The organism is Acinetobacter sp. YH12100 (genome assembly GCF_013419135.1).
In the GTDB taxonomy this organism is placed as follows: Bacteria; Pseudomonadota; Gammaproteobacteria; order Pseudomonadales; family Moraxellaceae; genus Acinetobacter; species Acinetobacter pseudolwoffii.
On sequence record NZ_VPAQ01000022.1, the window covers coordinates 21,480 to 34,919 of the forward strand.

Sequence of the window (13,440 nt, forward strand, 5' to 3'; positions counted from 1 at the left end):
ATGGGAAAAGTTGGGCTAATTATGAAACTTTTAGCGCATAAACCAAAGCACTTCCTGAGCTGTTTTAGCTTATTTTCTGTTTCTAAAATCTGCCGTTCTTTTAAACAGCCCGATCTTTGCTATAGTGCCGCATGGTTTAACTTGAACTGCGAAGGATTTCCGCATGAGTTTTTCACAAGAGCTATGGCAACGTAATCTAGGGCTTTATCAGAAGACCCTGGCTCTGCCCTTTAATCAGCAACTGGCACAAGGCACATTAAGCCGTGAGGCCTTTAGTCATTATGTGATTCAGGATGCACATTATTTATTGGCCTATGGCCGTGCACTGGCAGTCTGTGCCGCCAAAGCATTTGAGGCAGATGATGTAATTCAGTTTGCTGAAGCCGCCAAAATTGCGATTGTGGTGGAGCGTAGCCTGCATAACGGTTTTATGCAGGATTTTGGCATTAGCAAAGACCAGTTCGAAAGTACTCCTCTGACGCTGGCTTGCCATCATTATACCTCTTATCTCACTTCGACTGCCTGGTCAGAAAGCTACCCGGTGGTGCTGGCCTCGTTACTGCCTTGTTTCTGGATTTATGCTGAAGTTGGTAAAGATATTGTCGACAACTCTGCGCCGAATAATCCGTATCAGGCTTGGGTGGACACCTATTCAGGAGAAGAGTTCCACACTGCGGTACGTAATGTGATTGCGACTGTTGACCGTGTTGCGGCGCGTGTTGATGCCGATACACTAGAAAAAATGCATGCAGCTTATACCCATGCTGCCCGTCTGGAATGGTTGTTCTGGGACAGTGCCTTTGAGCAACGCCAGTGGCCTGGTCTGGATGAATAAGACGAATAAAAAAAGCCCTGTTTAAGACAGGGCTTTTTGGTTATAGCCGTTTAAAAAATTTCTGCTGTCATAAACTGATCATAAAAACGGCTTAGTCTGAAAAAACAAGGATAGAACGGGCCGGTATGCTAGACCTAGCTATAAGCCCAAAATTGCCGCACAATAATTGAGAATAATTATCAATTAATAAAATCAATCCCGGAAAGAGGCAGATAATATGGACACTTTAGGCACCGAAGCGATTCGGGCATTTTTCACCCTGCAATGTTGCTGGTTCAACAATGAAGAAATCTATCTCGAACAAGGCTGCCTAGATTGTGGTTCGGCAGCGACTTATCTGATTTACCATACCAACACGCATATCCAGAAACATCTACTGAAATTTATTGAAAAGTATCGCTGTCATCAGGCACGCCGTAATGATTTGCTTGACTTGGATTTTTTCCAAAAAGACTATGAGGACTTTCTGCACATTCTGGAAAATGAAGTGAATTTTTATGCACGTCTGCATCATGATGTGCCACGTGACCGCTACTTTAAAGATATTGAATCTATCTTTGAACGCCGCTATGCAGCGGCTTGTTAAGAACTTCCCTCACGTCCAGTCATTCTGAACAGTGAAGCGATCTACTGTGATATTTCTCGGTATTGTGATGAATTGACCAATCACCGACATAACTTGACGTTTAAAATACTTTTATTTGCACTTGAACATTTTTCATCCGGTATCATATAAGGGTTTTTGATGAATATTCTAGGATCCTTGCATGAGCCAAAGCCACATCCGTATTCGAGGCGCACGTACCCATAACCTGAAAAATGTGAACCTTGATATACCACGCGACAAGTTTGTGGTGATTACGGGACTGTCTGGTTCAGGTAAGTCCTCGCTTGCCTTTGATACCTTATATGCCGAAGGTCAACGCAGATATGTAGAATCGCTGTCTGCCTATGCACGCCAGTTCCTTTCACAAATGGAAAAACCGGAAGTCGATTCGATTGAAGGTCTCAGTCCAGCCATCGCGATTGAACAGAAATCGACCAGCCATAACCCGCGTTCTACCGTGGGTACCATTACCGAAATTTATGACTACTTACGTCTGCTGTATGCACGTGTCGGTACGCCCTTCTGTCCAGAACATGACCTGCCGATGGTGGCACAAACCGTCACGGAAATGGTCGATGCAGTCAAAGTGCTGGAAGAAGGCACAGCCTTGATGCTGCTTGCCCCGGTGGTGCGTGAGCGTAAAGGTGAATATACCGCCTTATTTGAGCAGTTACAGAGTCAAGGTTTTGTCCGTGCCCGCGTCGATGGCGAGATTATGGAAATTGATCCGCCACCAGAACTGGACAAAAAGAAAAAACATACCATTGAAGTCGTGGTCGACCGCTTTAAAGTCCGTGATGATCTGGGCAACCGTATTGCAGAAAGTTTTGAAACTGCACTGCGCCTCGGTGGCGATATTGCGATTTTATCCTGGATGAAGGATGAACATGATGATCGGGTATTTTCTGCCAAGCATTCCTGCCCGGAATGTGACCGCGCTGTCGCAGAACTGGAACCGCGTTTATTCTCGTTCAATAACCCTTTTGGTGCCTGTCCGGTCTGTGATGGTCTCGGCACCCGCAGTCATTTTAGTGCCGATAAACTGATTCCCAATCCTGAAGTCAGTGTCAGTCAGGGTGCGATTCGTGGCTGGGACCGTCAGCGTCCTTATTATTACGGCATGATCCAGAAAGTCGCCGAGCATTTTGGTTTTTCTTTAGAAACGCCGTGGAATGAACTGGATGCCAACACCAAGAAAAAATTCCTGTACGGCACCGGCAAAGAAAAAATTGATCTAAGTTATATCGATGAGCGTGGCCGTCGTCATAATCGGGTGATTCCGTTTGAAGGGATTTTGCCGCATCTGGAACGCCGCTACCGTGAAACTGAAAGTAATTATGTGCGTGATGATCTGGCGCAGTATCTGTCCAATGCCGCCTGTGATGCCTGTGATGGTTCGCGTCTGAATGAAATTTCGCGTAATGTGAAAATTCTGGACAAGACCATTGCTGATATTACCCGTATGTCGATTGGCGATGCTGAAAGCTATTATCAGGGTATTCATCTGGAAGGTGCGCGCGGTGAAATCGCCGACAAGATTTTCAAGGAAATCCGTGAACGTCTATACTTTCTGGTTTCGGTCGGCCTGAATTATCTCAGCCTGTCGCGTTCTGCCGAAACTTTGTCTGGTGGTGAAGCGCAGCGAATCCGTCTGGCCTCACAGATCGGTGCCGGTTTGATGGGCGTAATGTACGTGCTGGATGAGCCATCAATTGGTTTGCATCAGCGTGATAACGACCGTCTGTTACAGACCCTGATCCGTCTGCGTGATCTGGGCAATACCGTCTTGGTGGTCGAGCATGATGAAGATGCGATTCGTGCCGCTGACCATATTATTGATATTGGTCCGGGTGCCGGTGTACATGGCGGGCATGTGATTGCCGAAGGGACTTATGATGAAATTCTGGCCAATCCTGACTCGCTGACCGGAAAATATCTATCCGGAAAATTAAAAATCGAAGTCCCGAAAAAACGGATTCAACCGCCCAAGCCTGAGGAACAGATCAAGCTGATGGGAGCATCCGGGCATAACCTGAAAAAAGTCGATTTGACCATTCCTTTAGGTATTATGACCTGTGTTACCGGGGTGTCCGGTTCAGGTAAATCTACCCTGATCAACCGTACCTTGTTACCTTTGGCGGCGACCCAGCTCAATGGTGCCACCACTTTAACTTCGGAAAAGTTTGAATCGATTGATGGTTTGCAATTCCTCGACAAAGTCGTCGATATTGACCAGAGTCCGATTGGACGAACCCCACGTTCCAATCCGGCCACTTATACCGGTTTATTTACCCCGATTCGTGAACTGTTTTCACAAACTCCGGAAGCCAAAGCACGTGGTTATGCCGCGGGTCGTTTCTCGTTTAACGTGAAAGGTGGTCGCTGTGAAGCCTGTGAAGGCGACGGCATGATCAAGGTGGCGATGCATTTCCTGCCGGATATGTATGTGCCTTGCGATGCCTGTCATGGCAAACGTTATAACCGTGAAACGCTGGAAGTGAACTATAAGGGCAAGAATATTTCCGATGTCTTGCAGATGACAGTTGAAGATGCCATGCATTTCTTTGATGCCATTCCGGTGATTCACCGTCGTCTGGAAACATTGCATCAGGTGGGTCTGGGTTATATCCGTCTGGGTCAGTCTGCTACCACTCTTTCTGGTGGTGAAGCGCAGCGTGTCAAACTGGCGCGTGAACTGGCCAAACGCGATACCGGTCAAACCCTGTATATTCTGGATGAACCGACCACGGGTCTGCATTTCCATGATATTGCCAAGCTGCTGGACATCCTGCATCAGCTACGTGATAAGGGTAATACCATTGTGGTGATTGAGCATAATCTGGATGTGATTAAAACTGCTGACTGGGTGGTAGATTTGGGACCTGAAGGTGGTTCGGGTGGCGGTATGATTGTCGCGGAAGGTACGCCTGAACAAGTCGTGAAAGTGAAAGCATCACATACGGGTAAATTTTTGAAGCCGTTGTTGAAATAAGCTATACAAGATTTATCAGCCCTTCTTTTATCAAGGAGGGCTTTTTATTTTTCATGATCCTATTGAACGATATTTCTTCAGCCAATTGTGCCAATATTTGATCATCTACCTTTTTAGCATCATGAGATGAGATATAACCTTCATAGGCATCAAAATACTTATCTATTGAAGAATGAATTGGCTGCCAGTTTTCATGCGTCTTTTTAGTCTGATGCATTGGAAATAATTTGGCATGAACATGGTCAACCTAAGGCTAAAGATCATCCAAATTAAATCACATGACTGGCAACATGGATGTTGCCCGTTTGACTGTGCTAAAGGGACTTAGCATCAGTCGAACAAATGCATTTTGCTACTTTTGTGCAGTCAAAAGTAGAGAAGGAATCTTTTAGACTAAACCTCTGCCACCACATTCCGTCCCTTCGCTTTGGCTTTAAACAAAGCATCATCAGCATTTGACAACAAAGCCATCCAGGAAACAGCCCCAATCGCCACCCCAATACTGACCGAAATCTGGATCTCATCTCCTAGCGCAGTCAGAATATAGCGCTCAGCCACTTCAGCCCGAATTTTATCTGCAACGATCAGTGCCTGTTGCATCTGGATATTTTCAATCAAGACTAAAAATTCATCGCCACCATAGCGCACCAGCAAATCCGTCGCCCGAACATTGGCCTTTAAACGTTCGGCCACCAGTTGAATCACCTGATCACCCACAATATGCCCATACCGATCATTCACCTGTTTAAAATGATCAATATCGATAATCATCAAACAGGTTTGGCTCAGTTGGCTCGGTTGATTTTCCAGAAAACGTATATATTCTTCCAGAGCAAAACGGTTTGATAATCCGGTCAAAGCATCTGAATGCGCGATATTCTTTAACCGGAATTCCAAAGCATCGCGTTCTTGCAACATCTGCTGTAACTTCTGAATCGCAGCGAATAAAGAATCAGAATGCTTATCTGAGCGTATTTTTAAACCAGATAGCTGACGGCCCGAACGTTTAGATAAACTCAAAAGTATTCTGCGAGCTTGAATGAGCGGCAAAAAAACCTGCTTACGTGCAAAAATCATGGTCGAAATGGCAGCAAGCAAGGAAATAAGAGAGAGCAATACGGTCCAGATCAAATGATTCATATTGGTGGTCATTTCCCGAATGGCCACTTCTCTGCTGTACTGAAGCAGATAGCTTTGCAGGTCAACCACGGTCGAAAATTTATCGACAATGGCTTCAGTCAGTTGGGTTCCAGTCAAATGATAGGTACGTTTCTCCACACTATCATTGATCAGTTCAGAAACAATCGGCAGACCTTGCTGAATAAAATCAGTTTCTACCCGGCGATGTAAACGGATAAATTCATCTGTCTTGTCTTCAGCCGGTTGAATGGTTTCAATCAATGCCCAAAGATAATGCACCTGATGCTGAGTCTGTAAAGAACGGGTGATATTTTGCGTGGGAAGAGGCGTAGCAAAAGTCACATGCGCTATGATACTCGAAGCCACACGACCGGCCTGATCACGTAAATCGGATAAAAATAAAATCTGGCTAATATAACGATAGAGATGAGTCGACGAGCTATCTGAAGCGATAACCACGCCTCTTAAAATTTCACGACAGCTGTCCCATGCAGCAAACATGGCCAGAATTGCCTGATCAAGTTCCTGAGCACTGCGCAGCTGACGCGGCATCTGGGTATAAGCATCGACCTGGGCACGTCCATGGTCAAGACTGATTTTGACCTTTAAAAGTTGCTGACTCAGATCGTTGAAACCGGATTCTGCCAATACCTCAGCGGTCTGGGAAAACTGCTGATCCACCTGCTGACGGTAAATCATTAATTCTTGTTGATGCTGCGCAAAATCTTCTGCCGAACTGGACATGGCTTTATTGGCAGGAGCACGCTCACGGGAGATTCGATTGGCCAGATCAGCGACCTGTTGTAGTGCATCTAACTGTTGATAGGTCTGTACCGATTTTAAATAATTTTGACCACTACTGACGATCAAGGGAATGCAGATACAAAGCAGACTTAAAATAATGATCGACATGGCCCAGTATAAACGTTTACTGATCCAGCCTGAGCGTAAGGTGTTCATGCTGTTTTATTACGCCCCAATACCAAAAGAATGCTGTATAGAGCGATTATTATACAAATAAAATGAAATACTCTTAAAGTAGTTATTTAACTTAGTTAATGTTTTTTCTATATTTTTTTGATTTTAATTTTTAAAAGCGCTACTTTTTAAATTCAGGCTAAAGTTTTATGGGTTTTATCCTACAAAAAATACAACACAAATACAGGACTTTTAAGCATTAAAAAAAATATCAAAACTTGCTTTCCGCACTATTTACACATGCAACAATTGGGTGCATAATGCACCGCATTAGGGCGAGTTAAATTATTCCTCAGCAGATATTTTAGTTTACCCGCAAATTTTGGCGAAAAAACCCCAGTTTTCTATGAAAACTGGGGTTTTTTTTAGTGCTTATATTTTTAGGTCATCTATTAATGAATTAATATGCACCATTTTAGTGCTTTATTTTTACTATTTTTATTGCTGAAGTTCATTGCTACAGAACAGTTTCTATCTTAGAAGATGAATAGAAAGTAAATAAAAAATGCGGATAAAAAAAAGCCCAACCTTGGGGAAAGCTGGGCCAATAAAAAAATTGTGGAGAATCACGTTAAATCATAATGAAACATGAACTTTAACCTGATACTGATATTATGTAAAAATCTATTAACAATGTAAAGCCGATTGGCCTAGTCGAGATTAAAAAGCATCACATTTTGGTTCAAAAAAGAGACACCTATTACAATTCTAGAGAAATTCTGCATTAAATTTGTACAATTTATAATAAAGCGTGATGAATTATATAATTCATCTTATATTTTTTGACATATTTATGAATTTATCCTTAAAACATAAATTGAATTTTACGATAAAAAATCAATAATCAATTTAATTAATGAATAATAATATCCACACATTTTCTTCTTAATCTTTGACGTAGTGTTCTATTTTTAAGCTCTAGCTTTTTGTTATAAAACAAATTTTACATAAAATTCAATTTCAAGCTAAATAGATGAATATTACACAAAACTAATACATTATTTTAAGACGAAAAAATACTAAATTCAAAGCGGATTGACTTAATAAATTGTTACAATACAATACGTTCTATGTTGTACATCTTTTGTAACAAAATGGTAAATATCATGAAAAAACTAGGTTTAGCCACTGCTGTATTATTAGCGATGACCGGTGCTCAAGCATATCAATTCGAAGTTCAAGGTCAGTCAGAGTACATCGATAACACTGCAAATGACAAAGACTTCACTGGCGCTGTTCAAGGTACTTATTACTTTAAAGATGTAGATGCTTCTAAAGGTCCTTTAGCTGAAGCTGCTTTCCTAAACCAAGCATCTAATGTTGCTCTAGCGTATAGCTATGGCGAAAATGGTCAAGAAGAAGCTGGACGTTCACGTACTGTAAATCATACTTACGGCGTGAAAGGTGAAACTTATATCCCAACTAAAGTTGTGCCTGTTTATGCAAGCGCTTCTTATAGCCATACCATCGCGGATAACAAAGCGGGTAAAGCAGACGGCAATGGTGACCGTTATGCATTAGAACTAGGTGCATTACTAATCCCTAACTTCTTGGTTGCTGTGGGTTATACCAGTGTTGCTGACCAGACTTCTTATGACGCTTTCAACATCGTTTCTAATGGCGTTGCTAAAGCTGCTCTTGAATCTGCAACAATTAATGAAGACCAAGACGCAATCACTGCACGTACTAAATACGTAGGCGCGATTGACGGTACAAACATGTCAATTGGTTTTGAATCTGGTTTAGTTTATGGTGAAGACACTGCCTACAACCTAGGTACTACGCTTTTCCTTAACCCACAGTTAAGCGTTGGCGCATCTTATATGGAATCTAGCTATGCTGGTTCTCCAGACAAAGCTTGGGGTGCGAACGTAAACTACTTCATCACTCCTGCTGTTGCAGTTGGCGCAACTTATGTAAATGCTAACTACGAAGCAAATCTTGCGCAAAATACACAAGTACGTGACACACAAACTGTTGGCGTAAATGCGAAATTCCGTTTCTAATTTCTGATTAGATTCTGAATCAAAAAAGGACGCATATTGCGTCCTTTTTTATTGTTTTATGACTCCGTTTACTCAGGTGTACGTACCAGACTTAAGAAGTGCAAATGACGTTCATATTGGTCAATGATGTCCTGTAATAGATCTTCTTGGGTCCATTCCATCACATCATAGCCCTGCCCGCCTTCTCTTAAAAAAACTTCTGCCTGATAAGAATCTACGCCCGCATTCTCCAGTTCAGACATAAAGCTTGGACTTAAAGTCTGGGTGGCATTGACCTGATAGATAAAATTAATTTCATCCTGATGATCAACACGGAGCTGTATACCGTCTTCTAGCGGGCTAATCGCCACGTGTAATCGGCGCCGTTTCAATTCACTTTGAAAGCTGAGAAATGCCTTATTCACTGTATTGTGAATATACTGCTGCACCTCTTCCTGAGTGTGCGGATAATGCATAATCAGGCCTAATCGCTGTTGCCAGCTGCGTGGATTCTGGATTGCACGCGGGGTGATCCGTGCAGCTTGCAGCGCATGCATTTTGGTGACATCCAGATGTAAGGCTTTGATTAATCCCCAGCACATCAGCAGCATAATGAATGTAAATGGCAAAGCACTCATGATCGTGGCCGATTGCAAAGCCTCTAAGCCTCCTGCCAGTAAAAGGATGATAGCCAGTAAAGCCATGAGTACGGTCCAGAACAGACGCTGCCAGGTCGGTGAATTTTCACTTTTTGCTGTCAGATAATCAGTCACCAATGCTCCTGAATCGGCAGAAGTCACAAAGAACAGCATCACCAGTAAAGTCGCAATGATACTGGTCACTGAGCTGAAAGGCAGATTAGCTAAAAATTCGAATAGAGCCACAGAGGAATCACGTTGAACTGCTTCTAGCAAGCTGGTATTGGCTTCATGCATAATGCTATACAGCGCAGCATTGCCCATAAAGCCCATCCAGATCAGGGTAAATCCAGTCGGGATCAGCAATACACCCACGATAAATTCACGAATACTGCGCCCTTCCGAGACCCGGGCAATAAACATCCCGACAAATGGCGACCAGGAAATCCACCAGGCCCAGTACATGATGGTCCAGCCCCCAATCCAGCCACTTGGCTGATAGGCATACAGATTAAAGGTCATACTGAACAGATTTGAAACATACTGGCCGGCATTCTGAATAGTCGTCTGTAACAGATAAATACTCGGACCTGCCACAAAAACAAAAATCAGCAACAGCAGTGCAAGTACCAAATTTAGTTCAGATAAACGTTTAATTCCTTTGTCTAATCCAAAAAATACGGAAGTCGCCGCCATGGCACTGACCACAATAATCAAAATGACCTGAGTACTGGGTGCCTGTTCAATGCCAAACAAATAGTTCAAACCTGAATTGATTTGGGTCACCCCGAAACCAAGCGTGGTGGCCACACCAAATACCGTACCAATGGTGGCAAAGGTATCGACGCCATCTCCAATCGGGCCATAGATTTTTTTGCCAATCAGCGGATACAAGGCTGAGCGAATTTTTAAGGGGAGTTGATGCCGATAAGCAAAATACGCCAGCGACAAACCGACGAGCGTATAAATGGCCCAGGCATGCAGCCCCCAGTGGAAAAAGGTGACCCGCATAGATTGTTGTGCAGCCAGTACAGTTTCCGGTTCACCGGCAGGTGGCGTGACATAATGCATCACCGGTTCGGCCACGCCAAAGAACATCAGTCCAATCCCCATTCCTGCGGTGAATAACATCGCAAACCAGGAGGCACTGCTATATTTCGGCTGGCTATGGTCGGGTCCCAGTTTGATTTTGCCCATATCCGATAGGGCAATATAAACTAGAAGGATGAGAAATATCGCCACCGACAATACATAGAACCAGCTAAAGGAGGTGGTAATCCACTGGTTCAGTTGCTGGGTGAAAACTGAAAAAGCATCGGGTGCAAATACGACCAACGCTAAAAATATCGCAATAATGGCGACAGTACTAATAAAAACATTTGGATTGATATTGGCAAACCAGGATGGTTTTGTGGAAGGCATACCTCCTCCATTTTTTAAAAATTGGATCGACAAACAGCGTCAAATAATTATTGGTAAGGTCAAAATGATCAGACAGATTCAGTCTATGGAAGCTAGATCTCCTGCTATTTTAGGATGTTACACAAAATAAAGCCGTTAAGTTACTGTAACCAATACAATAAAAGGATGAACTTCATTACTCAGGCGGGTTTTCTCTATTTTTCACGTTCTTTTTATGAGGTAGACGTGCGATATATTGCAAGGCAATTAAGCGAGAAACAATCAGGGCCAAATACATCACCCCGACAAACATCTGGATAATTGCCAGCATCCGTGCCAGCGGACTGACCGGCATCACATCCGACAAGCCCGTGGCGGACTGGACACTAAAGCTGAGAAAGATCAAATCTAGCCAAGGCTGATGGGCTTGCAAGTCAGGATCTGAAAAGCTGTAAGGCACCCATAACTGGCAGACACTATAAAGAAAAGCAAAGCCCCAGGCCAGTAAGGTAAATACCGCTCCAGCTGCAAAGAGTTCATCTTTGGTCAGATAGCGGTCATGAAACATATAACGCAACAGGCCATAAGCAGCACTAAAATATGCACTGGCTTCAAACAGATTCGCCGTCACATAGACCCAGGTATAGCGCAGGCCCAAAACAATCAGTGAAGAAAATAGAATTGCGCCGGCCACAAAGCTGAGTCCTAAAATGGTAAACATCGGCGTCTGGCGAATGACCTTGGCAATGACCAGTAACACCAGGACACCGAGCATCCAGGTGATTGCCCGATAGGGCAGGTTTTCATAACTCAACATGGACAAGATCAAAATCAGCAATTGTAAACAAAGCAGCCATGCTGAGGGCAGATGGGTAAAGCTGTGCCAGAACTGCTGCAAAGATTGCTTCATAATGCCCTTCTTGTTGCTATTCTTGTTACTATCTTCATGTAGGGAACACATTGTTATGGTTAGCCGCTTTTAACATAGCATGCTCAAAGTCGCTTGCAGATATGCGATTTGTATGAAAATTACTGAAATAACGCTGCACAAATCCAGCCAGCTCAATTCAATACGGCGTTTATACTAAAGAAAAAACTTGATGATATCTCCATAAAAAAAGCCCCTGACGGGGCTTTTTTTAGCGTAGCGGAGATCTTAGTGATCCGATGCGCCTGAGATACCAATACCAGTTTGTGAGCGTACAAACTGCGCATCAAAGGCTTTGCGTTCTGCCTGAGCCTGTGCCGAATTATCCGTCACAGAGAACAACCAGCAGCAGAAGAATGACAATGGCATCGCAAAAATTGCAGGGCCATTGAACGGGTTCACCGGCGTATCCGAAATACCCAAGGTGTCGACCCATACTGCTTTAGACAGCACAATCAAGGTTACTGCGGTTACCAGACCTGCAACACCACCAATCACGGCACCACGTGTCGTCAAGCCTTTCCAGAACATAGACAGCACCAGCACCGGGAAGTTGGCACATGCCGCAACCGAGAATGCCAGACCGACCATGAACGCTACGTTTTGTTTCTCGAACAGAATACCGAGAATCATCGCGAAGATCGCAAGACCTAAAGTTGCAATTTTAGACATGCGCAGTTCAGATTCAGGTGTAGTTTGGCCTTTTTTCAAGACGTTGGCATACAAGTCATGCGAAATTGCTGAGGCACCTGACAGGGTCAAACCTGCAACCACCGCAAGAATCGTTGCAAATGCGACTGCAGAAATGAAGCCCATGAACAGATCACCGCCCACTGCATCAGACAAGTGCACCGCAGCCATGTTATTACCACCAACCAGCTCCAGCTTGCCAGTCAATGCCATTTTCGCAACATCAAGGAATTGCGGGTTGTTCGATACATACAGAATCGCACCGAAACCAATGATGAAGGTGAGCAGGTAGAAATAACCAATAAAACCTGTCGCAACTACGACTGATTTACGCGCTTCTTTAGCATCTTTTACCGTGAAGAAACGCATTAAAATATGTGGAAGACCTGCTGTACCAAACATCAATGCCAGACCTAAAGAAATCGCATCAATCGGATTAGACGCCAGACTACCCGGACCCATGATTTTGGTCGCATCTGTCAGGCTCAAGTCATGTACTTTTGAGTAGACACCAATCGCCTGTTCAAACATGTTGGTAAAGCTGAAGCCCACACCTTTCATGACCATGAATGCCATAAAGGTTGCACCAGACAGCAACATCACCGCCTTGATGATCTGTACCCAAGTGGTTGCCAACATACCGCCGAACATCACGTAGGCCATCATTAACAAGCCAACGATCACAACTGCAATATTATAGTTTAGACCGAATAGGAGTTTGATCAGCTGACCTGCACCGACCATCTGTGCAATCAGGTAGAACGCCACAACGACTAACGAGCTCAAAGCCGCCAGAGTACGTACCGGTTTCTCCTGCAAACGGAAAGAAACCACGTCTGACAGGTTATATTTACCCAGGTTACGCAAACGCTCTGCGACCAGGAACAATACGATCGGCCAGCCGACCATAAAGCCCAGTGAGTAAAGCAAGCCATCAAAGCCTGACAGGAACACCATCGCGGAAATACCCAGGAAAGAAGCTGCTGACATATAGTCACCGGCAATCGCCAGGCCATTCTGAAAACCGGAAATACCGCCACCGGCCGTATAGAAGTCTTTGGTGCTGGTGGTTTGTTTCGCTGCCCATTTGGTAATGAACAGTGTTGCACCTACGAAAATCACAAACATGATAATTGCAGGCCAGTTGGTTGGTTGCTGTTCTGCGGCACCCAGATCAGGACCAGCAAAAGCCATACCTGAAGCCATAAGGGTGGTCGCCAGGGCAATAAGAGAATTCCATTTCATC

Annotated in this window: 8 protein-coding genes; 4 read left to right on the plus strand and 4 right to left on the minus strand. The window is 44.0% G+C overall.

Features of this window, described 5'->3' with window-relative positions; translation table 11 throughout:
* Positions 1 to 163 precede the first annotated feature (163 nt).
* The 3 genes from tenA to uvrA all read left to right on the plus strand — a co-directional run bounded on the left by tenA (position 164) and on the right by uvrA (position 4,434).
* Positions 164 to 835: a thiaminase II gene (tenA, locus tag FTU40_RS13240; protein ID WP_180041134.1), complete on the plus strand. Its 672-nt coding sequence runs from the start codon at positions 164 to 166 to the stop codon at positions 833 to 835.
* Between the two features lie 217 nt (positions 836 to 1,052).
* Positions 1,053 to 1,421 carry a hypothetical protein gene (locus tag FTU40_RS13245; protein WP_180001844.1) on the plus strand — a complete coding sequence of 123 codons (369 nt, stop codon included), beginning with the start codon at positions 1,053 to 1,055 and terminating at the stop codon, positions 1,419 to 1,421.
* Between the two features lie 181 nt (positions 1,422 to 1,602).
* Complete coding sequence (gene uvrA / locus FTU40_RS13250) at positions 1,603 to 4,434, plus strand: excinuclease ABC subunit UvrA (RefSeq protein ID WP_180041136.1); 2,832 nt, start codon at positions 1,603 to 1,605, stop codon at positions 4,432 to 4,434.
* 393 nt (positions 4,435 to 4,827) lie between these two features.
* On the opposite strand, the gene FTU40_RS13255 is transcribed toward uvrA, so the two are convergent.
* The gene (locus tag FTU40_RS13255; RefSeq protein WP_180041139.1) at positions 4,828 to 6,534 is read right to left on the minus strand and encodes a diguanylate cyclase; all 1,707 of its coding nucleotides are present in this window, start codon (positions 6,532 to 6,534) and stop codon (positions 4,828 to 4,830) included.
* A gap of 1,112 nt (positions 6,535 to 7,646) precedes the next feature.
* On the opposite strand from FTU40_RS13255, the gene omp33-36 reads away from it, so the two are divergent.
* Positions 7,647 to 8,558, plus strand: a complete 912-nt coding sequence (omp33-36, locus tag FTU40_RS13260) for a porin Omp33-36 (RefSeq protein WP_373686069.1) — start codon at positions 7,647 to 7,649, stop codon at positions 8,556 to 8,558.
* Between the two features lie 68 nt (positions 8,559 to 8,626).
* On the opposite strand, the gene FTU40_RS13265 is transcribed toward omp33-36, so the two are convergent.
* The 3 genes from FTU40_RS13265 to FTU40_RS13275 all read right to left on the minus strand — a co-directional run bounded on the left by FTU40_RS13265 (position 8,627) and on the right by FTU40_RS13275 (position 13,439).
* Positions 8,627 to 10,597, minus strand: coding sequence for a choline BCCT transporter BetT (locus tag FTU40_RS13265; protein WP_180041151.1), 1,971 nt, complete (start codon positions 10,595 to 10,597; stop codon positions 8,627 to 8,629).
* A 175-nt stretch (positions 10,598 to 10,772) separates the two neighbouring features.
* On the minus strand, positions 10,773 to 11,486 hold the full coding sequence (locus FTU40_RS13270) for an ion channel (protein ID WP_005095099.1): 714 nt from the start codon (positions 11,484 to 11,486) through the stop codon (positions 10,773 to 10,775).
* 246 nt (positions 11,487 to 11,732) lie between these two features.
* A complete protein-coding gene (locus tag FTU40_RS13275; protein ID WP_180001002.1) occupies positions 11,733 to 13,439 on the minus strand; it encodes a cation acetate symporter in 1,707 nt (568 codons plus the stop codon).
* Position 13,440: the final 1 nt, after the last annotated feature.

Coding starts and splice junctions, on each gene's coding strand:
- tenA (WP_180041134.1), top strand. CDS start 164: ATGAGTTTTTCACAAGAGCTATGGCAACGTAATCTAGGGCTTTATCAG.
- FTU40_RS13245 (WP_180001844.1), top strand. CDS start 1,053: ATGGACACTTTAGGCACCGAAGCGATTCGGGCATTTTTCACCCTGCAA.
- uvrA (WP_180041136.1), top strand. CDS start 1,603: ATGAGCCAAAGCCACATCCGTATTCGAGGCGCACGTACCCATAACCTG.
- FTU40_RS13255 (WP_180041139.1), bottom strand. CDS start 6,534: ATGAACACCTTACGCTCAGGCTGGATCAGTAAACGTTTATACTGGGCC.
- omp33-36 (WP_373686069.1), top strand. CDS start 7,647: ATGGTAAATATCATGAAAAAACTAGGTTTAGCCACTGCTGTATTATTA.
- FTU40_RS13265 (WP_180041151.1), bottom strand. CDS start 10,597: ATGCCTTCCACAAAACCATCCTGGTTTGCCAATATCAATCCAAATGTT.
- FTU40_RS13270 (WP_005095099.1), bottom strand. CDS start 11,486: ATGAAGCAATCTTTGCAGCAGTTCTGGCACAGCTTTACCCATCTGCCC.
- FTU40_RS13275 (WP_180001002.1), bottom strand. CDS start 13,439: ATGAAATGGAATTCTCTTATTGCCCTGGCGACCACCCTTATGGCTTCA.